General features: G+C 60.6%; 24 protein-coding genes. 15 read left to right on the top strand and 9 right to left on the bottom strand.

Features of this window, described 5'->3' with window-relative positions; all coding sequences use genetic code 11:
* Positions 1 to 9: 9 nt before the first annotated feature.
* Positions 10 to 1,179, bottom strand: coding sequence for an N-acetylglucosamine-6-phosphate deacetylase (locus DXY16_RS10735; protein WP_115121218.1), 1,170 nt, complete (start codon positions 1,177 to 1,179; stop codon positions 10 to 12).
* Between the two features lie 95 nt (positions 1,180 to 1,274).
* On the opposite strand from DXY16_RS10735, the gene purE reads away from it, so the two are divergent.
* Both purE and DXY16_RS10745 read left to right on the top strand, forming a co-directional pair.
* Positions 1,275 to 1,805 carry a 5-(carboxyamino)imidazole ribonucleotide mutase gene (purE, locus tag DXY16_RS10740; protein WP_244281657.1) on the top strand — a complete coding sequence of 177 codons (531 nt, stop codon included), beginning with the start codon at positions 1,275 to 1,277 and terminating at the stop codon, positions 1,803 to 1,805.
* A gap of 55 nt (positions 1,806 to 1,860) precedes the next feature.
* Positions 1,861 to 2,913 carry an AI-2E family transporter gene (locus tag DXY16_RS10745; RefSeq protein WP_115121219.1) on the top strand — a complete coding sequence of 351 codons (1,053 nt, stop codon included), beginning with the start codon at positions 1,861 to 1,863 and terminating at the stop codon, positions 2,911 to 2,913.
* On the opposite strand, the gene cysC is transcribed toward DXY16_RS10745, so the two are convergent.
* On the bottom strand, positions 2,894 to 3,541 hold the full coding sequence (gene cysC / locus DXY16_RS10750; RefSeq protein WP_115121220.1) for an adenylyl-sulfate kinase: 648 nt from the start codon (positions 3,539 to 3,541) through the stop codon (positions 2,894 to 2,896). The two genes, DXY16_RS10745 and cysC, sit on opposite strands and share 20 nt — an antisense overlap.
* Before the next feature lie 75 nt (positions 3,542 to 3,616).
* Positions 3,617 to 3,943: a translation initiation factor gene (locus DXY16_RS10755; protein WP_115121264.1), complete on the bottom strand. Its 327-nt coding sequence runs from the start codon at positions 3,941 to 3,943 to the stop codon at positions 3,617 to 3,619.
* Between the two features lie 38 nt (positions 3,944 to 3,981).
* Here DXY16_RS10755 and DXY16_RS10760 point away from each other — a divergent pair, with 38 nt between their 5' ends.
* Positions 3,982 to 4,941: a class I SAM-dependent methyltransferase gene (locus tag DXY16_RS10760; protein WP_115121221.1), complete on the top strand. Its 960-nt coding sequence runs from the start codon at positions 3,982 to 3,984 to the stop codon at positions 4,939 to 4,941.
* 39 nt (positions 4,942 to 4,980) lie between these two features.
* Positions 4,981 to 6,237, top strand: a complete 1,257-nt coding sequence (trpB, locus tag DXY16_RS10765) for a tryptophan synthase subunit beta (protein ID WP_115121222.1) — start codon at positions 4,981 to 4,983, stop codon at positions 6,235 to 6,237.
* Between the two features lie 18 nt (positions 6,238 to 6,255).
* On the opposite strand, the gene hrcA is transcribed toward trpB, so the two are convergent.
* Entirely contained in the window at positions 6,256 to 7,254 is a 999-nt protein-coding gene (hrcA, locus tag DXY16_RS10770) for a heat-inducible transcriptional repressor HrcA (RefSeq protein WP_115121223.1), read from the bottom strand.
* 41 nt (positions 7,255 to 7,295) lie between these two features.
* Positions 7,296 to 7,658, bottom strand: coding sequence for a rhodanese-like domain-containing protein (locus DXY16_RS10775; RefSeq protein WP_115121224.1), 363 nt, complete (start codon positions 7,656 to 7,658; stop codon positions 7,296 to 7,298).
* Positions 7,659 to 7,733: 75 nt separating this feature from the next.
* Here DXY16_RS10775 and DXY16_RS10780 point away from each other — a divergent pair, with 75 nt between their 5' ends.
* From DXY16_RS10780 to DXY16_RS10825, 10 genes are read left to right on the top strand one after another with little or no spacing between them, the layout of a single operon-like run.
* Positions 7,734 to 9,380, top strand: a complete 1,647-nt coding sequence (locus DXY16_RS10780; RefSeq protein ID WP_115121265.1) for a DUF3352 domain-containing protein — start codon at positions 7,734 to 7,736, stop codon at positions 9,378 to 9,380.
* A complete protein-coding gene (locus tag DXY16_RS10785; RefSeq protein WP_244281658.1) occupies positions 9,358 to 9,858 on the top strand; it encodes a histidine phosphatase family protein in 501 nt (166 codons plus the stop codon). The genes DXY16_RS10780 and DXY16_RS10785 overlap by 23 nt, the downstream gene beginning before the upstream one ends.
* Before the next feature lie 19 nt (positions 9,859 to 9,877).
* Entirely contained in the window at positions 9,878 to 11,074 is a 1,197-nt protein-coding gene (locus tag DXY16_RS10790; protein ID WP_170953933.1) for a citrate synthase, read from the top strand.
* Positions 11,075 to 11,134: 60 nt separating this feature from the next.
* Positions 11,135 to 12,253, top strand: a complete 1,119-nt coding sequence (gene nuoH, locus DXY16_RS10795) for an NADH-quinone oxidoreductase subunit NuoH (RefSeq protein ID WP_170953937.1) — start codon at positions 11,135 to 11,137, stop codon at positions 12,251 to 12,253.
* Between the two features lie 54 nt (positions 12,254 to 12,307).
* Positions 12,308 to 12,949 (top strand): NAD(P)H-quinone oxidoreductase subunit I, encoded by a 642-nt coding sequence (ndhI, locus tag DXY16_RS10800; protein WP_115016267.1) that lies wholly within the window; start codon positions 12,308 to 12,310, stop codon positions 12,947 to 12,949.
* Positions 12,946 to 13,548, top strand: coding sequence for an NADH-quinone oxidoreductase subunit J (locus DXY16_RS10805; protein WP_115016268.1), 603 nt, complete (start codon positions 12,946 to 12,948; stop codon positions 13,546 to 13,548). The genes ndhI and DXY16_RS10805 overlap by 4 nt, the downstream gene beginning before the upstream one ends.
* 40 nt (positions 13,549 to 13,588) lie before the next feature.
* On the top strand, positions 13,589 to 13,918 hold the full coding sequence (nuoK, locus tag DXY16_RS10810) for an NADH-quinone oxidoreductase subunit NuoK (RefSeq protein WP_115016271.1): 330 nt from the start codon (positions 13,589 to 13,591) through the stop codon (positions 13,916 to 13,918).
* Between the two features lie 19 nt (positions 13,919 to 13,937).
* Positions 13,938 to 14,894, top strand: a complete 957-nt coding sequence (locus DXY16_RS10815) for an NAD(+) kinase (RefSeq protein ID WP_115121227.1) — start codon at positions 13,938 to 13,940, stop codon at positions 14,892 to 14,894.
* 9 nt (positions 14,895 to 14,903) lie between these two features.
* Positions 14,904 to 15,404, top strand: coding sequence for a CYTH domain-containing protein (locus tag DXY16_RS10820; protein ID WP_115121228.1), 501 nt, complete (start codon positions 14,904 to 14,906; stop codon positions 15,402 to 15,404).
* A gap of 13 nt (positions 15,405 to 15,417) precedes the next feature.
* Entirely contained in the window at positions 15,418 to 15,654 is a 237-nt protein-coding gene (locus tag DXY16_RS10825; protein ID WP_244281659.1) for a hypothetical protein, read from the top strand.
* Here DXY16_RS10825 and DXY16_RS10830 read toward each other — a convergent pair.
* Positions 15,611 to 15,889 carry a helix-turn-helix transcriptional regulator gene (locus DXY16_RS10830; protein WP_115121230.1) on the bottom strand — a complete coding sequence of 93 codons (279 nt, stop codon included), beginning with the start codon at positions 15,887 to 15,889 and terminating at the stop codon, positions 15,611 to 15,613. The two genes, DXY16_RS10825 and DXY16_RS10830, sit on opposite strands and share 44 nt — an antisense overlap.
* 94 nt (positions 15,890 to 15,983) lie before the next feature.
* Here DXY16_RS10830 and DXY16_RS10835 point away from each other — a divergent pair, with 94 nt between their 5' ends.
* The gene (locus DXY16_RS10835; RefSeq protein WP_115121231.1) at positions 15,984 to 16,880 is read left to right on the top strand and encodes a methylenetetrahydrofolate reductase; all 897 of its coding nucleotides are present in this window, start codon (positions 15,984 to 15,986) and stop codon (positions 16,878 to 16,880) included.
* On the opposite strand, the gene DXY16_RS10840 is transcribed toward DXY16_RS10835, so the two are convergent.
* The 3 genes from DXY16_RS10840 to DXY16_RS10850 all read right to left on the bottom strand — a co-directional run bounded on the left by DXY16_RS10840 (position 16,861) and on the right by DXY16_RS10850 (position 19,452).
* Entirely contained in the window at positions 16,861 to 18,039 is a 1,179-nt protein-coding gene (locus DXY16_RS10840) for an NDP-sugar synthase (protein ID WP_115121232.1), read from the bottom strand. The genes DXY16_RS10835 and DXY16_RS10840 overlap by 20 nt on opposite strands.
* Before the next feature lie 44 nt (positions 18,040 to 18,083).
* Positions 18,084 to 18,989, bottom strand: coding sequence for a segregation/condensation protein A (locus DXY16_RS10845; RefSeq protein ID WP_115121233.1), 906 nt, complete (start codon positions 18,987 to 18,989; stop codon positions 18,084 to 18,086).
* Between the two features lie 73 nt (positions 18,990 to 19,062).
* Complete coding sequence (locus DXY16_RS10850) at positions 19,063 to 19,452, bottom strand: lipopolysaccharide assembly protein LapA domain-containing protein (RefSeq protein WP_115121234.1); 390 nt, start codon at positions 19,450 to 19,452, stop codon at positions 19,063 to 19,065.
* Positions 19,453 to 19,472 lie beyond the last annotated feature (20 nt).

Here is a 19,472-nt window from a genome sequence, read left to right on the forward strand (position 1 = left end):
GCGGGGATCCTAAGCAGCGTGCCGCCAGCTGAGCTGATGGTCGCTGTTCTCCCAGCGCCAGCGCAGCAGGTCTTGGAGGCTTTGGCCCACCAGAAGGGTCTCGAGTTTCGCTGCGGCGTTCGCTTCCAGCACTTCTCGAGGTGCCAAGGTGGCGGCCCAGATCGACGCTTCAGGCCTGTCCCCCCACGAGGCCAGACGAATGGCGCCGTCCAGCAATGGCAGGGTGACCCCTGCCAGGGTGCCGTCTTCCAGTCGGCAGGTTCCGTTGTCCACCAGAAGCACCCGTTCGTCCCAGCGATGGCGACCATCTGCAAGGCCATAGGGCGCTAGGGCGTCACTGACTAAGACCAGTTGATCCCCCGCGAGTTGCTGGAGCAGTATCGCCATGGTGGGATGCACATGGACGCCATCGGCGATCAGCCCCATGGCAATGTCCCCTTGGCGACAGGCTTCCGCGATAGGGCCGGGGCCCCTGTGATGCAGCCCGGGCATGGCATTGAAGCTATGCGTGAGCATCGTCACGCCATGGTCAAAGCCAGTGATTGCCTGCTCGGCCGAGGCGTTGGTATGTCCTAGTGCGACGCAGATGTTGAGATCCCGCAGCCGGCTGATCACGGCTGCTGCCCCCTCCAGCTCCGGGGCGAGAGTCATCAAGGCAATCTCCGCCTCGAAGCCTCCAATGCGTGCGTCCAGTGCTTCAAGGCTTGGGGCACAGAGATGCTCTCTGGGGTGGGCGCCCCGCCGTGCTTCTGCAAGGAACGGCCCCTCGAGATGGGCCCCGAGCAGATGACAGCGTTGGGGTTGCTTTTCCGCCCTGGCAGCCTGCAGGACTGCCAGGGATCGGCGTAGAGGTTCCACCGCGCAGGTGACGAGCGTGGGGCTGATCGCTTCCACTCCGTCTTGCCAGAGCTGATCCAGCAGCTTCAGGAGGCGGGGGAGATCAGCCTCCTGGAGTTCAGGGAAGGCCAGGCCATGGCCGCCGTTGATCTGCAGGTCCACGCCCATGGGGCTGAGCCAGTCGCCCTGCCAGTCTTCGCCGGCCATGGCCGCACTGGGCTGCATCGGCGTCAGTGCGTGAATGCGTTGGCGATGATCCACCTCGATTGACCAGAATTCCGGCGTTGCAGGATCTGTAGCGTCAGGACGTCGGGGCAGGCGGACGTTGGTGATCCGTCGCATGGCAGGTGACCGGAACGTGTCCGTGCGGGACGATGACAGTCTCGCCAGTTCGCACTCGCCCTGTCAGAACCGTGACCTCATTCCCCTCACAAGCGATGTCTGAGCAGCCCCGGGTTGCGGTGATCATGGGCAGTGATTCCGACTTGCCCAGCCTGCATCCGGCGGTGAAGGCTCTCGAAGACTTGGATGTTTCGGTGGAGGTGCGGGTGCTTTCGGCCCATCGCACCCCTCTAGAGATGGTTGCTTTTGCTCAGCAGGCCAGGGATCAAGGTTTTCGGGTGATCGTGGCTGGAGCTGGTGGGGCCGCCCATTTGCCCGGCATGGTGGCCTCGCTGACAACTCTTCCTGTGATCGGTGTGCCGGTCCAGAGTCGGGCTCTTTCGGGCGTTGATTCCCTCCATTCGATTGTGCAGATGCCTGGTGGTATCCCTGTGGCCACGGTGGCGATTGGCGGTGGTCTCAATGCAGGCCTGCTGGCGGCGCAGATCCTCGCGGTCGCCGATCCTGCCCTCACGACTCGGTTGCAGACCTACCGCCAGAGTCTCCATGACACGGTTGTGGCGAAGGATGCCCGTTTGTTGGAGCTTGGGGCGAGTGTCTATCTCGAGAACATGATCGATCGCTGACGCCCAGCCACGCACTTGAGCGTCTGCGCACAATGAAGCCAATTCGCCCGTTGCCATGCCCTGGCCCTTTTGGCTGCGCTGGTCTTTGGCCCTTCCGCTGGTCACGCTCAATCTGTACGTGTGCCGGCAGCTCCTGCTGCCCCTGGCGCCTTTCCCTGCACTCTTTTTGACGGCGGCACTGATCGCCTTTCTGCTCGACATTCCAACGCGCTGGCTGATGCGTAGCGGACTGCCCCGTTGGCTGGCGATCCTGTTCGTGACTGTGCTCACCGCCACTGGATTAGTGCTCGCTGCAGTCACCCTTGTGCCTTTGTTGATTGATCAGCTGGGCCAGCTGATCAATACCTTGCCCAGCTGGCTTGTGGCAGCAGAAGGCTGGATTAACCGGGTGCAGGACTGGTCTCTGCAGCGGGGACTTCCCAGTGATTTCGGTGATGTCAGCAGTGATCTGCTCACCCGCCTCAGTCGTGTTGCCAGTCAGTTCAGCCAGCGTCTGCTTGCCATCCTCGGAGCGACGCTTGGCACAACGATCAACACGGTGATTGTGCTGGTGTTGGCTGTGTTCTTTCTGCTTAGCGGGGATTCGATGACTGCCGGCCTGGCCCGTTGGCTGCCGGAGGCGTGGCGGGAGCTTGTGGTCACCACGATCACGGCAACATTCCGCGGCTATTTCGCTGGACAGGTGGTACTGGCTCTGATCCTCAGCCTCGGACAGATCGTGGTGTTCACCGTCTTGGGGATTCCTTATGGGGTGCTGTTCGCAGTGCTGATCGGCTTCACCACGTTGATCCCTTATGCCAGCGCCCTCATGATCGTGGCGGTCAGTGCCTTGTTGGCCATTCAGGATCCCCGCACTGGTTTAGAGATCCTTGCCGCCGCGATCGCTGTTGGCCAGATCGTCGATCAGGTGATTCAGCCTCACCTGATGGGCAATCTGCTTGGCCTGCAACCGGCCTGGCTGTTGATTGTCCTGCCCGTGGGGGCAAGGGCAGGAGATCTGTTCGGCTTTGGCTCCTTGCTTGGGTTGCTGCTGGCTGTGCCCGTCGCCAGTTGCACCAAAACGTTTGTGGATGCCTGGCAGTCCGAGGTCAGGCCTGGGACGGAATAATGCCCTGGTCGATCAGGGTACGGACCACCTGATTGACGCAGGCCTCCAGATCGCTGGCGCCGGTGTCGACAGACAGCTCCGGTCTCTCCGGGGCTTCGTAGGGGCTTGAAATGCCTGTGAATTCCTTGATCTCACCTGCGCGTGCCTTGGCGTAAAGCCCCTTGGTGTCACGTTGTTCGCAAACGCTGAGGTCTGCTGAGCAGAAGATCTCGATGAAATCGCCGTTCTCCACCAATGCCCTGGCCTTGTCGCGGTCGGCGCGGAAAGGGGACACGAAGGCGGTGAGCACAATCACGCCTGCGTCGAGAAACAGCTTGGCCACCTCGCCGATGCGGCGGATGTTCTCCTCGCGGTCCGCGTCGGAGAAGCCCAGATCCTTGCAGAGGCCATGGCGCACATTGTCGCCATCGAGCACGTATGTGGCGAGCCCGCGCTCAAAGAGAGCCTGGTTCACGGCATTGGCGAGGGTGCTCTTGCCGGCACCGCTGAGGCCGGTGAACCAGAGGATGGTGCTGCGGTGCCCTCTCTGTTCGGCCCTGGCTGCCCGATCCACCGAGGCGTGGTGCCAGGCGATGTTGGTGGAGGCTCCCTGGTTCGTGAGATTGCCGTAGGTGGGCGTTGCGGACATGGAATCTGGCGTTTTCGGATGGCCATTGTCCCTCAGCTATGCCAGACGTGCCTTTCGGCTTCATCGTGCTGGGCCTCAACCTCCTGCCCGTTTGGGCCGGTATCCCTCTTTGGTCAGCAGCTCCAGGGTTAGTTCCACTTGATCCCCCTGCAGTTCCACCACCCCATCCTTTGCGGTGCCGCCGCTGCCGATGCGGCTTTTCAGTTTCTTGAGAAGACCTTTGAATCCGGCCGCATCAAGCTCGAGGCCGCGGATCACTGTCACAGTTTTGCCGCCCCGGCCACCACGGGTCGGTTGCACCCGCACGATCTGCTCAGCCTTGGGTGTCGGATCTGTTGCCGGACCACTTGGGCGCTGCAGACTGTCGCCGCTGCTGAATTCCTGCCAGCCTCCCTTTGGCATTGCCCTCCTGTCATCACCTCCATCCTGCCGTTCCTGCAATGACCGTTCCCGTCTCCGCTCCTCATTGGGCTGATTCAAGCCAGGGCCTCGGTCGCTGGATCGAGCGGCTGATCAGCATCGGTGTCTTGCGCAGGCCCCTGTTTTTTCAAGCTCGGCAGCTGATTATCCGTACCGCTGAACGCAATGGCATCCCATGGCGACGACGGCGTTCGGAACTCAGGGATGCAGCGACACCTCTGCTCGCTCAGAGCACCACTCCTGGTCTGTTACCTCCCGACTACTACCGCGTGCGGTTTCATGCTTATGAAGAAGGCAATCTCTGCTGGCAGGCCGCGGCAGAGGCTGAGCAGGCCACTGATGCGATGGCGTTGAGGGTTTGGCCTGAGGAAACACTCAGTCCAGGGCAGGCGCAGGCCCGCCTTAGGAATGCGATCCATCAGGCGGTGGAACCCATGCTCAGCGGTCGACTGGAGCAGGTGCTTGATCTCGGTTGTTCGGTGGGTGTCAGCACCCAGGCCCTGGCTGATTGGCTGGCGGGTCGTGCTGCTGCGGCTGGGAAGGCTTCGCCACGGGTTGTGGGGCTGGACCTCTCCCCCGAAATGCTCGCCGTTGCAAGGGTTCGTGATGTGGACGGGGTCGTGGCGGAGTGGCGCCATGCGGCGGCTGAACACACCGGGTTGGCGGCTGGTTGTATCGATCTGATCAGCCTGCAGTTCGTTTGCCATGAACTTCCCCAGACGGCAACCCATGCCGTGCTGAAGGAGGCAGCCCGCTTGCTGCGACCTGGTGGCGTGCTGGTGATGGTGGATCAGGATCCCGCCTCCTCGGTCTTACAGGCCCTGCCGGCTCCAGTGGCCACCCTGCTCAAGAGCACTGAGCCGTATATCGAGCAGTATTTCGGCCTCGATATGGAAGCTGCCCTCCATGCCGCTGGTTTCCATGCCCTCGAGGTGAGTGCTTGTGATCCGCGGCATCGTGTGATCGCCTGCTTACGCTGATCCCACGCTTCAGCGTCCGCATGTGCGGTCGTTTGTTCTGTGACCAGCACCCTGCCTTCCCAGCCCACCGATGCGGATCTGGCCGTGAATGCCAGGCCTTCAGATCGGGGCAGATTTGGGCGGTATGGCGGCCAGTATGTGCCGGAAACCCTGATGCCAGCTTTGGCTGAGCTGGAGCTAGCCGCCGCCAAAGCTTGGAAGGATCCCGCTTTCACTGCTGAGTTGGATCGACTTCTGCGCAGCTATGTGGGGCGTGAGACACCTCTCTATGAAGCCGAGCGCCTCACCAACCATTACCGCCGCGCCGATGGTGGTCCGCGCATCTGGCTGAAGCGTGAGGACCTCAATCACACCGGTGCCCACAAGATCAACAATGCCCTTGGCCAGGCTCTTCTTGCCCTGCGCATGGGCAAAAAGCGGATCATCGCCGAAACAGGGGCCGGCCAGCATGGTGTGGCTACAGCCACGGTGTGTGCCCGCTTCGGTCTGGACTGTGTTGTGTATATGGGCGCCGAAGACATGCGTCGTCAGGCGCTGAATGTCTTCCGCATGCGTCTTCTCGGTGCCACTGTGCAACCTGTGACAGCTGGGACAGCCACCCTGAAGGACGCCACCAGCGAAGCAATTCGCGACTGGGTAACGAATGTGGAAACCACCCACTACATTCTCGGCTCGGTTGCGGGTCCGCATCCCTATCCGATGCTCGTGCGCGACTTCCACGCTGTGATCGGTGAGGAGGCCAAGCGACAGTGCCAGGAATCCTTCGGGCGTCTGCCGGACGTGCTGGTGGCCTGCGTTGGCGGTGGATCAAACGCGATGGGCCTATTCCATCCCTTTGTGCAGGACAAAGCTGTACGCCTGATCGGGGTAGAAGCGGCCGGTGATGGTGTCGAGACCGGGCGTCATGCGGCCACGATCACTGAAGGGCGTGTCGGTGTCCTGCACGGGGCCATGAGTCTGCTCCTGCAGGACGGTGACGGTCAGGTCCAGGAAGCCCACTCAATCAGCGCAGGCCTCGATTACCCCGGCGTTGGCCCAGAGCACAGCTATCTGCGTGAGATCGGTCGGGCTGAGTATGGCGCCGTTACCGATGCGCAGGCTTTGACAGCTCTGCAGCTTGTGAGCCAACTCGAGGGCATCATCCCCGCCCTCGAAACGGCCCATGCCTTTGCCTGGTTGGAACAGCTCTGTCCCACCCTCAGTGACGGTACTGAAGTTGTCCTCAACTGTTCCGGTCGTGGAGACAAGGATGTGAACGCAGTGGCAGAGCGATTAGGAACTGCGCTGGGTGCTTGATCCCCAATCGTCTGGTCTCTACGACAGAAGCCGTTCAAGGGTCCGGGCCACTGACTGCACGGCTGCCAAAGCAGTGGCATAAGCCATGCGCATGGGGCCGACCAGGGCTACTTGGCCGATTCCTTCGCCTCCGCTGCGATAGGGAGCCTGCACCACAGAACACTGGTGAAGGGCTGTCTGAGGATGTTCCTGCCCGATCCAGACACCACCGCAGGGATGACAGTGGCTTGGGGCGAGGGCTGTGGGTTGTTCATCCATCAGTTCCAGCAGCGGCCGGACCCGAGCGCTTTGGCTGAATTCCGGCTCGGCGATCAATCGAGAGACTCCGTGAAACACACTTCTGGACTCTTGCGGCGTCTCCAGTTGCTGATGGCTATGGATCGCATCCTGCAGGGCTCGACCACAGTCCTGCAGTTCCAGTGGCAGCGATTCCCAAGCGATTTGGCCATTGCCGTTGTGCTCCAGCTGCCTCCGTGTCCACAGCTCGATCGCTTCGATTTGATGCTCACTTCCGTGGGGAAGGCGAAGGTTGAGATGGCTTGCCTGGCTTGAGTTCTGAACCAGCATCACCAGAAGACGCTCCTCACTGCGCACCAAGCGGAGTGCTTCGAGAGCCGGTTGCAACCGGGTCGGGTGGGTGATCAGGCTCATCAGGCCTGTGAAGTCGGTGAGGCGCCGGGCCATCTGTTGGAGCAGATCGTCGAGTGCGGCCCAGCGCAGGCTGAGTTGGGTCAGTTCTTGCTCCAAATGTTGAGCGGCTGCTCCCGGCGGTGGTAGCAGGCAGTCCACGTAATGGCGGTAGCCGCGAGGGCTGGGCACGCGGCCTGCGGAGGTATGGGGCTGGGTGAGCAGTCCCCGCTGCTCAAGGGCTCCCATCGCGTAGCGCACCGTGGCTGAGCTCGCCTTGAGGCCAAAGCGCTTGACGAGCGTGCGGCTGCCCACCGGTTCAATGGTGTCGACATAGTGGTGCACCGTGGCTCGCAGCACTTCCTGTTGTCGGCTGGGCAGGGGTTCCAAGACGTTGGTGTCACCACCTCGATCGTACGGGGCGTGTTCGCTTAGTACCGCGGCACGCCAGGGTCCACCTGCTGGCTCCAGGCATCAATGCCGCCATCCAGATTCCAGACGGTTAGTTCAGGGCGTTGCGCCAGTAGCCAGCAGCCGAATTGCCAGCTGCGCACCCCGGCATGGCAGACCACAACAACATCTTGGTCACCATTGAATTGGTCCAGGAGATCGTCCATCCAGCGATCGGCTGCGCTGAGGGGCAGATGCAAGACATCACCTGGAAACGCTGCGACAGCCAGTTCCTGGTCTTCTCTGACATCGACAATTCTTGGAGGGTTTGCGTCCTCAAGCAGGTGTTGAAGATTCACCGCTGAGAGGGGTTTGGGCCGGCCTGCGGCATCGGGGTTGATCATCGATTCATTCTGAATCCCCCTGGCATCTGCCCCGGAATGGACAAAGATGTCGTCAATTGGCTTGATCGCCGGCCCATGAAGGCCCGCTCTTTTCTTCTCGCTATCGCCGCCTCGGTGCTGCTCCTGCTCACCTCGGCTGCAGGGATTTGGTGGACGATGGCTTGGCAGAGTCCTCTGCGCCAAGCCCAGCGTCCGTTGGAGCTGCCTCGGGCAGCTCAGTTCGTGCCGCGTCAGGCAGCTCTGAGCCTTCATTGGCTCATGGATCCCGGGCGATTGCCAGCCTATGCAGAGGCCGTTGCACCCTCGAAGCAGCGCCGTGCTGCCCGTGAGGCTGTGCAACAGCTGCGTGATGGGGCTTTTGCTCTGGCCGGGCTGGAGTACAGCGATGAGTTGTCCGACTGGCTTGGGCCTGAAGTGAGTCTCGCCCTGCTCGATTCGGGCGGAGATGATGGACGCCTGGGTTGGGTGCTGGCTCTTTCCAGTCGGGATCCAGATGGTCCGCGGCGGTTTTTGCAGCGTTTCTGGCAGACCCGCAGTTTGGCCGGCACAGATCTGCAGGTCAGTAGTTACCGCGGTATGGGCGTGATTAGTGGCCGTGGTGCCTTGCTGGGGCGCGATCCTCAGCCCCTTGCCACGGCTTTGATCGACAATGATCTCCTGCTGCTTGCCTCGGGTCGAGGCGTGCTTGAGCAGGCCCTCGATGTCTCCCAACTCGACGATCAACATCAGCTCGGTGATGCTGATCTTCAGCGTCGCTTAACCGAGCTTGGCGATGGGGTGGCCCTGGTCACGGCATCCCCTCAGGCGCTCGGTTCATGGCTGGGCCTGCCTGCTGAGCTGGCGAACCATTCCGACTTGGATGGGTTGGTGGCGTCCCTAGGTGTCCAAGGGGCTGATCTGGCGGTGGATGGAATGCTGCGTTTCCGGTCTCCCGTGGTGGCGGCAGAGGCCTCCAGCACTGACGCAGCCGCGGCTCGTGAGGCTCTCTTGGAGTTTGCAGGGGGCAGCGCCGATGCCCTAGCGCTGCTCACCAATCCCTCTGCCCTATTGGAGATGGCCAACGACGATCCTCAGGCGCAATTGCTGGGCCCATTGCTACGGGGACAGCTCCAGGCCTTGGCATCCCCGGCTCTGGATGCCATTAGTGCCCGGAATGACGGCCCGATGCTGTGGGAACAGCAGCCGCAGGGATGGTTGGTGGGGACTGAGGCAGGGCGTCCGGGATTTGATGCTGTCGATGCCGCCCTGAGCGCAGAAGGCCTGGCCGCTTCGTCACTTGATGCTGAACGTGGTCAGCTCACGGTCTGGACCCGTTTACAGCGCAAACGCAGTCATGGTCAGGAGTCGTTGCAGGCTGAGCTGGCGGTGGCCCTTGCCCGTGAGGGACGTCAGGAATGGTGGGGGGAAAGTCTTGACACGGTGCAGCAGCGTCGCGATGACAAGCCACTCCAGCAGCGCTTACAGCAATTGAAGGCGTTGGAGGACCAACAGCTGCCGCTGCCCCAGCAACTGGCACTGGCCGCGCCCCTCAGTCGTGAACAGCTGCAGCGTTGGCGCCCCTGGACATTGGTGCAGACCGTGGCAGGTCGCTCCCTGTTGGATCAGGTGCAGGGGTTGGCCGTGGCTGTGGGGCCGGACCCCACGGATGACACGGCGTTATTCGCTGATCAGGCTGGTGGTGGCAACACCCTGCGCTTGCGTGCCCTGCTCAACCTGGGTTGATCTCTTCCTGCTTCGTCATGGGATCGCGGTGGAACGCTTTGCGGGCCGCGATCACCCCGACCGTTCACTAACTCAGCGCGGTCGACAACGCGTCGATGCTGTGCTGACACACCTGGTGACGGCGGGTCTCCGTGCCGATCGCTTGATCTCTAGTCCATACGCTCGGGCCTTGGAAACGGCGTGGCTGGCCTACCGCGCCGGCTTGGCACCTGAACCGGAGTGCTCATCCTTTCTCAAGCCGGGTGGCGATCATCACGCCCTGCTTCCCCAGCTCCAGGGGCGATGCCTGTTGGTCGGCCATGAACCTGATCTCAGCGCTTTTGCCGCTGCCCTTCTTGCAGCCCCACCAGGACTCTTGCGCATGCGCAAAGCGGGCTTCTGCCATCTGCGATGGCCGAGCACAGAGCTGCCTGTCGTCGGGACCGCGCGCTTGGAGCTGTTGTTGCGGCCAGGGCTGCTCTTGCGCGGCGCCGATTAGGTTGCACTGGCGATGCAGGTTGGGGGTGGGACAGTCTTCAGTTGAGGAGATCCGCCACGAGCGGACAGGCATCGTTTTCCGCCCCGGGCTGGATGGGGTGCCTGCCACCCAGTCGTCCATCTGTGACATCGACGGTCAGCAGGGGCGTTTGTCCTATCGCGGCTATCCGCTGGAGGAACTCGCCGCCGAGAGCACCTTTCTGGAAACGGCTTATTTGCTGATTTGGGGTGAGCTGCCCACCACTGACCAGCTCAAGGCCTTCGAGCATGAGGTGCAGATGCACCGGCGGGTGAGCTTCCGGGTGCGGGACATGATGAAGTGCTTCCCGGCCACCGGTCACCCCATGGATGCCCTGCAGTCGAGCGCAGCATCCCTTGGATTGTTCTATTCCCGTCGGGCCATTGACGACCCCAAATACATCTATGCGGCGGTGGTGCGGCTGATCGCCAAGATCCCCACGATGGTGGCTGCGTTCCAGCTGATTCGCAAAGGCCAAGATCCGATCCAGCCCCGCGACGATCTGGCTTATTCCGCCAATTTTCTCTACATGCTCACGGAGCGGGAACCTGATCCGTTTGCCGCCCGCATTTTTGATCGCTGTCTGATGCTTCACGCCGAGCACAGCCTCAATGCCAGTACGTTCAGTGCTCGAGTCACGGCGAGCACGCTCACCGATCCCTACGCCGTGGTTGCGTCCGCAGTCGGGACCTTGGCCGGTCCTCTACACGGCGGCGCTAATGAAGATGTGCTGGCCATGCTGGAAGAGATCAGCTCTCCTGATCAGGCGGCGGCTTATCTCGATGACGCGATTGCGAACAAGCGCAAGGTGATGGGTTTTGGTCACCGGGAATACAGGGTGAAGGACCCTCGGGCGGTGATTCTTCAGGCTCTTGTCGAGGAGATGTTTGAGCGCTTCGGTCACGACGAGCTCTATGACGTCGCCCGCGCCCTGGAGGCTGCTGCCGAAACCAGGCTTGGACCGAAGGGCATCTATCCCAATGTCGATTTCTATTCCGGACTCGTCTATCGGAAACTGGGGATTCCCCGCGATCTGTTCACACCAGTGTTTGCCATTTCCCGGGTGGCAGGTTGGTTGGCCCATTGGCGGGAACAGCTCGGTGCCAACAGGATTTTCCGTCCCTCGCAGATCTACACAGGCAGTACCCAGCGCAGCTGGATACCGCTTGAAAGCCGCCTCCCGACTGCGGGCGCCTAAGTTGCTTCCATCTCACCCCTGAACATGGTGACCTCCCTTGCCACCACAATGACGGCCCTGGTGAGCCCCGGTTTGGACCTGGAGTTCAGTTTCAGCCAGGCATTGCAAGGACTCGGCCTGTCTCCTGACGTCGCTCATCTGCTTTGGCTGCCTCTGCCGATGCTGCTGGTGCTTGTGGCGGCTGTCGTGGGTGTGCTGGTCACGGTTTGGCTGGAACGCAAGATCTCGGCGGCCGTTCAGCAGCGCATTGGCCCTGAATACGCTGGTGCCCTTGGGGTGCTTCAGCCGCTAGCTGATGGCCTCAAGCTGCTGGTGAAAGAGGACATCATTCCGGCTCGGGCCGACAGCGTGCTGTTCACACTTGGCCCGGTGCTCGTGGTGGTGCCGGTCATCTTGTCTTGGCTGATCGTCCCTTTTGGCCAGAACCTGCTCGTGAGCAATGTGGGGGTTGGCATCTTCCTCTGGATCTCGCTTAGCAGCATTCAGCCGATTGGCCTGCTGATGAGCGGCTACGCCTCCAACAACAAGTACTCCCTGCTTGGCGGATTGAGGGCTGCGGCCCAGTCGATCAGCTACGAGATCCCCCTCGCTCTGGCTGTCCTGGCTGTCGTGATGATGAGCAATTCCCTCAGCACGATTGACATCGTCGACCAGCAGACCGGTGCCGGTTTGCTCAGCTGGAATATCTGGCGTCAGCCCGTGGGCTTTCTGATCTTCTGGATCTGTGCTCTGGCTGAATGCGAACGTCTTCCTTTCGATCTTCCGGAAGCAGAGGAAGAGCTGGTCGCCGGGTATCAGACCGAGTACGCCGGGATGAAGTTCGCCCTCTTCTATCTCGGCAGCTACATCAACCTGGTGCTTTCTGCCCTGTTGGTGTCGGTTCTCTATCTCGGCGGGTGGGGCTTCCCGATTCCTGTGGAATGGCTGGCAGGCTGGATGGGCCAGTCGGTTGATGCACCGCTTGTGCAGGTGATTACAGGCACCGTAGGCATCGTGATGACGGTGCTCAAGGCTTATCTTCTGGTCTTTTTTGCCATCCTGTTGCGCTGGACCACCCCGCGGGTCAGGATCGATCAGCTCCTCAATCTGGGCTGGAAGTTCCTTCTCCCGCTTGCCTTGGTCAACCTGTTGGTGACAGCTGCACTGAAATTGGCCTTTCCCGTGGCTTTCGGCGGTTGAATCCGCCTAGCCCCGCCCCCCTCGTTCTCACACCGTTCCACTTCCTCCCAGGCCATGTTCGGATTCCTCAAGCAGGTTGGTGACTACACCAGGGATGCCGTTGATGCGGCACGCAACCTGACCCAGGGATTGGCAGTCACGTTTGACCACATGCAGCGTCGTCCCGTGACGGTGCAATATCCCTACGAAAAGCTGATCCCGTCCGAGCGTTATCGCGGCCGGATTCACTACGAATTCGACAAGTGCATCGCTTGCGAGGTGTGCGTTCGGGTCTGTCCCATCAACCTGCCAGTCGTCGACTGGGTGATGAACAAGCAGACCAAGAAAAAGGAGCTGCGCAACTATTCGATCGACTTCGGTGTCTGTATTTTCTGTGGCAACTGCGTGGAGTATTGCCCCACGAATTGTCTGTCGATGACTGAGGAATACGAGTTAGCAGCCTTCGATCGCCACAGCCTCAACTTCGACAATGTCGCTCTTGGGCGTCTGCCCACGAGCGTCACCACTGATGCTTCCGTGCAGCCACTTCGGGAGCTCGCCTATCTGCCTGTGGGTGAGATGGATCCCCATGGTGTTGCTGCTGACCGTCCAAGGGCGGGTCAGCTTCCTGATCAGGTGCTGGCTTCGATGCCCAAGTCGGCAGCGGATGGGGGAGAATCCTCTTCGACGACCACCAAGGAGGAGAACGCAGGATGACGATTGCTGCCTCAACCCAGCTCATCTGCTTCCTCGTTCTCGGCGCTGTGATCGCGATTGGCGGCCTGGGCGTTGTGCTGCTGAGCAACATCGTTTACTCCGCCTTTCTTCTGGGAGGCGTTTTCATGGCTGTGGCTGGCTTGTATCTGCTGCTCAATGCCAGTTTTGTGGCAGCGGCCCAGGTCTTGGTCTATGTCGGAGCGGTGAACGTCTTGATCCTGTTCGCGATCATGCTCGTGAATAAACGGGAAGATCTGGAACCGATCAAGGGCCTGCCAACGCGTCGCTTGCTCTCAGGAGGAGTCTGCGCCGGTCTGTTTGCCTTGCTGGTCAGGGTTGCTTTCACGACCCCCTGGGCCGTGCCTGGCCCAGAGGCCGTCGGTGAGGGCGCAACCGTTCGGATTGGTGAGCACCTCTTCACCGATTACCTTCTGCCCTTTGAGCTGGCTTCCGTTCTTCTGCTGATGGCGATGATCGGCGCGATCGTTTTGGCCCGTCGAGATGTGCAAGCAACGGATCTGGGCACGGGGCAGTCGGCTGATCAGGGACTGATTGAAAAGTCCCGTACTCCTCTCTTGGTGGATCAGCCCCCCGCCTGAACCGGTGCTGTTCTGAATCTCTTCCTTTTATCTGCACCCCATGTCTGAGCTGCTGAACGGATCCGTACCTCTCGAGGCGTATCTTCTGCTGGCTGCAGTGTTGTTCTGCACCGGTGTCTGGGGTCTGATCAACAGCCGTAATGCAGTGCGCGTGCTGATGAGTATCGAGCTGATGCTTAATGGGGTGAACATCAATCTGATGGCCTTCTCCTCCTATGTGGATGGTGATTTAATTCGGGGCCAGGTGTTCGCTGTTTTCGTTATCACCGTGGCTGCTGCCGAGGCAGCCGTGGGTCTTGCGATTCTGCTGTCGCTTTATCGCAATCGCGTCACAGTGGATATGGAACGCTTCAACCTGCTGCGCTGGTGATCTCCGGCGCCTACGCCCCATGCGCCTTGATCGGGTCTGGTTGATTTACAGAGCAGATAGCTTGGCTGCCTTGCGGGAAGCCAGGCGCTGCGCTGATGACCTCACCTCTCTCGGGGCCGAGGTCACCCTGGCCATGAGTGGCCCGAAGGCCAATCCCTTCCCTGGTCTGATGGCCTCCGAACCCACATTGCCCAATGTGGCTGTTGTGCTCGGAGGCGATGGCACCGTTCTCGGAGCAGCTCGGCATCTGGCGGTGCATGACGTGCCGATTCTCTGTTTCAACGTCGGGGGGCACTTGGGTTTCCTGACCCATGACTCCACCATGTTGGGTGGGCTTGAGCTCTGGCAGCGTCTGATTGATGATCAGTTCGCTCTGGAGCAGCGCATGATGCTGCAGGCAACGGTCCATCACGGCCGTGACCTCCGCTGTGCAATGGAGGACGGCAGCCGCTCCCAGGTTCCTGCGGATGCATCCGATGCGCTGGAGCGACATTGGGCCCTGAACGATCTTTACTTGCGCCCCCATCGAGAAGACCTCGCCCCCACTTGCATTCTCGAGTTGGAGATCGATGGTGAGGTGGTTGATCAGGTGCGCGGTGATGGGCTGATCCTGGCCACGCCGACGGGCTCGACGGGCTATGCCATGGCCTCAGGTGGACCCATCCTGCATCCAGGGATCGATGCGATCATCGTCAGCCCCATTTGTCCGATGAGTTTGTCGAGTCGGCCGGTCGTGGTGCCTCCCCGCTCTCGGTTGATGATTTGGCCACTGGGTGAAGGAGAACGGCCTGTGAAGCTCTGGAAAGATGGAGTGGCAGGTGCCGTTCTGGAGCCAGGTGAATGCTGCATGGTGCAGCGTGCCCCCCACCATGCCTTGATGCTCCAATTGGATAGAAAGCCCTCCTATTACCGAACACTGGCGCAGAAGCTTCACTGGGCGGGCAGTCTTGTCGCTTCGGAGCCATCCCCCAACTGAGGCGATCCCATGCCCCTTGAGATCGAACGTCGTTTTCTGGTCCGATCGGAAGGGTGGCGGACCCTCGCTGGAGCACCCCAGTCGCTTCGACAGGGTTATTTGGCCACTTCTGAGCAGGGGATCACCGTGAGGATGCGGATTCGCGCAGAGCAGGCAGCGTGGTTGACCCTCAAGGCTCCAGCCGCTGGCTTCGCCAGCCATGAGTTCGAATATCCATTGCCACTCGATGATGCGGAAGCGCTTTGGGAGCTTGCTCCCCATCGACTGACCAAGATTCGCTATGGCCTTGATCTTCCTGGTGGTGACTGGGTGGTGGATTGCTTTACGGGGGAGAATGCACCCTTGGTTTTGGCGGAGGTGGAGCTGCCATCGATGCAGACCTCTGTGGTGATTCCTGACTGGTGTGGACAGGAAATCACCGGTGACAAGCGTTGGAGCAACGCTGCCTTGGCCTTGCAGCCCATGAAGCTATGGCCCCAGACTTTGAAAGCCTCTTTCGATTTGCTTTAGATTTGGGGAGAAGGTGTCGTGCCTCTCCGGCGCGGAATGCACCCTGGGATCAGGAGACGCGGCGATGTACGGCCTTTATGACACCGATGGGATTCTTCGCTTCATGGGTGGAGACCGTGAAGCTTGTGAGGCTTACGCCGCTCTGTTCTCGCTGCCCCTCGCCAGCTGTTCTTTGCTGCCAATGCCCCGCCCTGCAGCCCAGGTGTTCAGGAAGCGTCGCTCTCGTCGTGAGGGAGCACGCAGCAGTTAAAGCCATCCCGGCAGATCTTGCCGTGATCCATGGCCCAGTTCAGCAGGGCCACGCGGTTCTTGGACCCTGTTTTCGTGAAGACATTGCTCACGTGGTTGTCCACCGTGCGCTTGCTGATGGTGAGACGTTCGGCAATTTCCTGATTGGTCAGCCCTTCAGCCACCAGTTCGATGATCTCAAGCTCGCGGCTAGACAGGGAAACATTCATTGAGCCCGGGGTGTTGCCGCTGCTCATCGTCCCCGTCTCTTCATCGTCACTTCATCCTAGGCACGTTCTGGCGGTGTGATCCCGATCGCCCATAGTGACGGCTGGGAGAAGACGATTAGAGATGGACAGCACGGCGCTGCAGCACAGTCTTACCGCTGGTCAGCCAACCATTACGGCAGAAGTGATGCCTCCGCGAGGCGGTGATGTGCGCCATACCCTGGCGATGGCGGCAGCCTTGCGTGGCAGGGTGCACGCTGTGAATGTCACAGATGGCAGCCGTGCTGTGATGCGCATGAGCAGCCTGGCGGTGTGCCGGTTGCTGCTGGATCACGGGATGGAGCCGGTGCTGCAGATCGCCTGTCGTGACCGTAATCGCATTGCTCTTCAAGCCGATCTGCTTGGCGCCCATGCCCTAGGTATCCGCAATCTTCTCTGCCTGACCGGTGATCCTGTGACCGCCGGGGATCAGCCCAAGGTGCGTCCGGTGAATGAGCTGGAATCAGTGCGTCTCTTGCATCAGGTCACGGCTTTCAACCGCGGCGAGGACCCAGTCAAGGGTGATCTGGCCGACGGACCCACGGCTTTGTTCGCCGGTGCTGCCGCTGATCCACACTGCTCCAGCCAGAGTGGTCTTCTGAGGCGCCTCGAGCGCAAGCGGGAGGCTGGCGCACGCTTCCTTCAGACCCAGATGGTGATGGATGGGGCAGTGCTGGAGAGGTTCTGCACAGATCTGGCTGCACCCCTAGAGCTGCCGGTGCTGGCCGGGGTATTTCTGCTGAAATCAGCCAAGAATGCCGGCTTCATCAATCGCATGGTGCCTGGAGCCTGCATTCCTGATGCGCTGATCGCCCGCTTGGAGGCTGCGGAAGATCCTGCCGCAGAGGGGATTGCCATCGCGGCGGAGCAGGTGCAGCGCTACATGGGGATTGCTCAGGGTGTGCATTTGATGGCTGTGCGTGCAGAGGAACGGATTCCTTTGGTGCTTGAACAAGCGGGTGTTAGCCCGGTGTCGGTGTGAGATCTGTACCGAGCAGTTCTGCCATGGCCTTCTGCTGAGGTGATGGCTCGATCAAATCCGCTCGTCTGGCATCGGTGATCAGCCAGTCGAGGGCAGCTTCCTGAAGGTCGAAATGGTCGCCATTGCGGCCAACGCAGTAGCGACCAAAGACAAGCTTGTCGACCAACTGCACCCCTGCACCGATCCGTGAGTAGTCAAAGATGATCGAGTTGTCGATCACCGCGCCTTCGCAGATCGAGCAGCTTGGCCCGATCATGGTTGGGCCTATCAGGGTGGCGCCGTCTTCAATCTGGGTCATGCCACCCACGTAGATCGGTCCCTGAACGTTGATCTTGTCCCAGTTGGCAGCGACATTGAGGCCGGTGTAGACCCCAGGACGAACTTCCTTGCCGGGGATGCCAACCTGGCGCACTTCGCCCATCAGCACACTGCGAATCGCCTGCCAGTAATCAGGGACCTTGCCGATATCGACCCACTCGAAATCCATCGGCAGGGCGTAGAAGGGGGCTCCTTGGGACACCAGCTTGGGGAAGAGATCCGAGCCAATGTCAAAGGGCTGGCTTGAGGGGATGTGTTCGAAGATCTCCGGCTCAAAGATGTAGATGCCGGTGTTGATGGTGTCGCTGAGCGCTTCGTCGATGCTGGGCTTTTCTTGGAAGGCACTGATTTTGCCCGCTTCATCGGTCACCACCACGCCGTAGCTACTCACCTGGTCACGAGGCACTCGCTTGGTGACGATGCTGGCGATCGCTCCCTTTTCGCGGTGGCGGCGAACGGCTTCGCTCAGATCAAGGTCAATCAGGGCGTCGCCACAGAGCACCACAAAGGTGTCATCAAAGAAGGGTTGGAAGTCCTGAATCTTCTTGAGACCACCAGCGGAACCCAGCGCATCGCCAATCAGTTCACCGTCTTCGATGCGGCCTTCGAAGCTGTAGGCGATCTCAACCCCAAAGCGCTGACCGTCGCGGAAATAGTTCTCGATCTCTTCGGCCAGGTGAGACACGTTCACCATCACCTCTGTGAAGCCGTGTTCCTTCAGCAGCTCCAGGAGAAATTCCATCACTGGCTTCTGCAGGATCGGAATCATTGGTTTTGGGATCACATGCGTGATCGGCTGCACGCGGGTGCCCTTGCCTGCTGCCAGGATCATCGCCTTCATGGACGCATCAGGCCTCAGATCGATAGGTCAACATAAGGGCCAGATCAGGCTGCAACCGCTTCTCCGGCCGGCACAACAGCTGGCACGTTGAGCTTCGTAATCGGCAGTTGAGCCATGCTGCCTGACGCTAGGAGTCGTTTGAGCTGCAGTGGGCCATGCAGCGAGTCTCCCTGCTGCAGTTCGATCTGTCCCTGAGAGGACAGAAACAGAAGCGCCCAGAACACGCCGACGCGGTCGGTGTCGAGATCGGGCGCTGCCACTTCGCCCCAGCGCTGCACCAGCTGTTCAAAGTCCATCCAGTGCAGAACGTCTTCCCAGCTCTGCAGAAATTGACCGAGGGCAGCCGTTGTTTCCGGCAGCTTTTCACGGTGTGCAAGCGCGGCCACCTGGGCAATGGCTTCGCGGTTGCTGAAGCGTTTTGCTTTCTGCCGACGCCGCATCTCCAGCTCGTCGGTCTCGAGTTGATCAGCGATCGATTCCAGCTGTTCGATCAGTTCACCCAACGTCACCGGCCGACGAAGCGGGGGAGGGGCGACAGGCCGTCTTTCCAGATGCCGCTCTGGTCGTCGTGGCAGGTTGAAGTCGGGATCAAGCCAACCCTGATCTCCCAGCTCAGGTTCGAAACCCTCCTCAAAGACCGGTTCCGGGGGGAAGGTTTCCGCCTCGAGAATTTCGGCCTTGAGGCCTACCAGCACAGACGCGGCCAGAAAGGCCTCACTGCTGTCTGCCAGGTCTTTCTCGTAGCTACCTCCCTGACCTTGAAGGGCTGCAGCCACTTGACGAGGCACGTCAATCCTTTGACGCAGCTGGTCGAGGAAGCCATCAACCACTGCGATCACGTCAACATCCCAGGGGTCGAGATCCCCCCTCTGGGCTGCATCTTGAAGGAGGCGGATGGCGAGGCGTGCTCCTGCATCAGCTCTTTGGTTTCGGCTGATCTCGGGCAACATCACACACTTGCTGAACGCAAGGTATCGAGCCCTCAGCCGCTCCGCCAGCGATCAGACAGGGGATTCGCCTGACTCAGGAAGCACTGACATCGAGTTGTTCGACGTCACTGTCTTCGTCATCGCTGGCGGATGTCTTGGCAGAGGGGAGGAGGCCGAGCTGGGTTTCCACCGTGGAGCGATAGCGGTTGAGATCGGTTTCAAGCTCCTGGATTCGAACCTGCTGGGCTTGATATTCCTCGTCTTTGCCCACGGTGATCACCGTGTTGAGCATGCCGCTCCAGGTGGCGAAGAACCAGGCGGAAACGGCACCGATGCCTGAAGACAGCAGCAGTAGGGCTGCCAGTGGCATGGTGTATTTGAGTCCTGGCAGGACATGAACCGTCGTGGCAGCAGTGTTCTCAAGCGTGAAAAACACCATCGCCAGGCCGAAGGCGAAGATCAGGCCGAAGTTGATCTGACGCATGGCAGCAAGCAGTCGCGTCT

The sequence above is a fragment of the Synechococcus sp. UW105 genome (assembly GCF_900473935.1).
In the GTDB taxonomy this organism is placed as follows: Bacteria; Cyanobacteriota; Cyanobacteriia; order PCC-6307; family Cyanobiaceae; genus Synechococcus_C.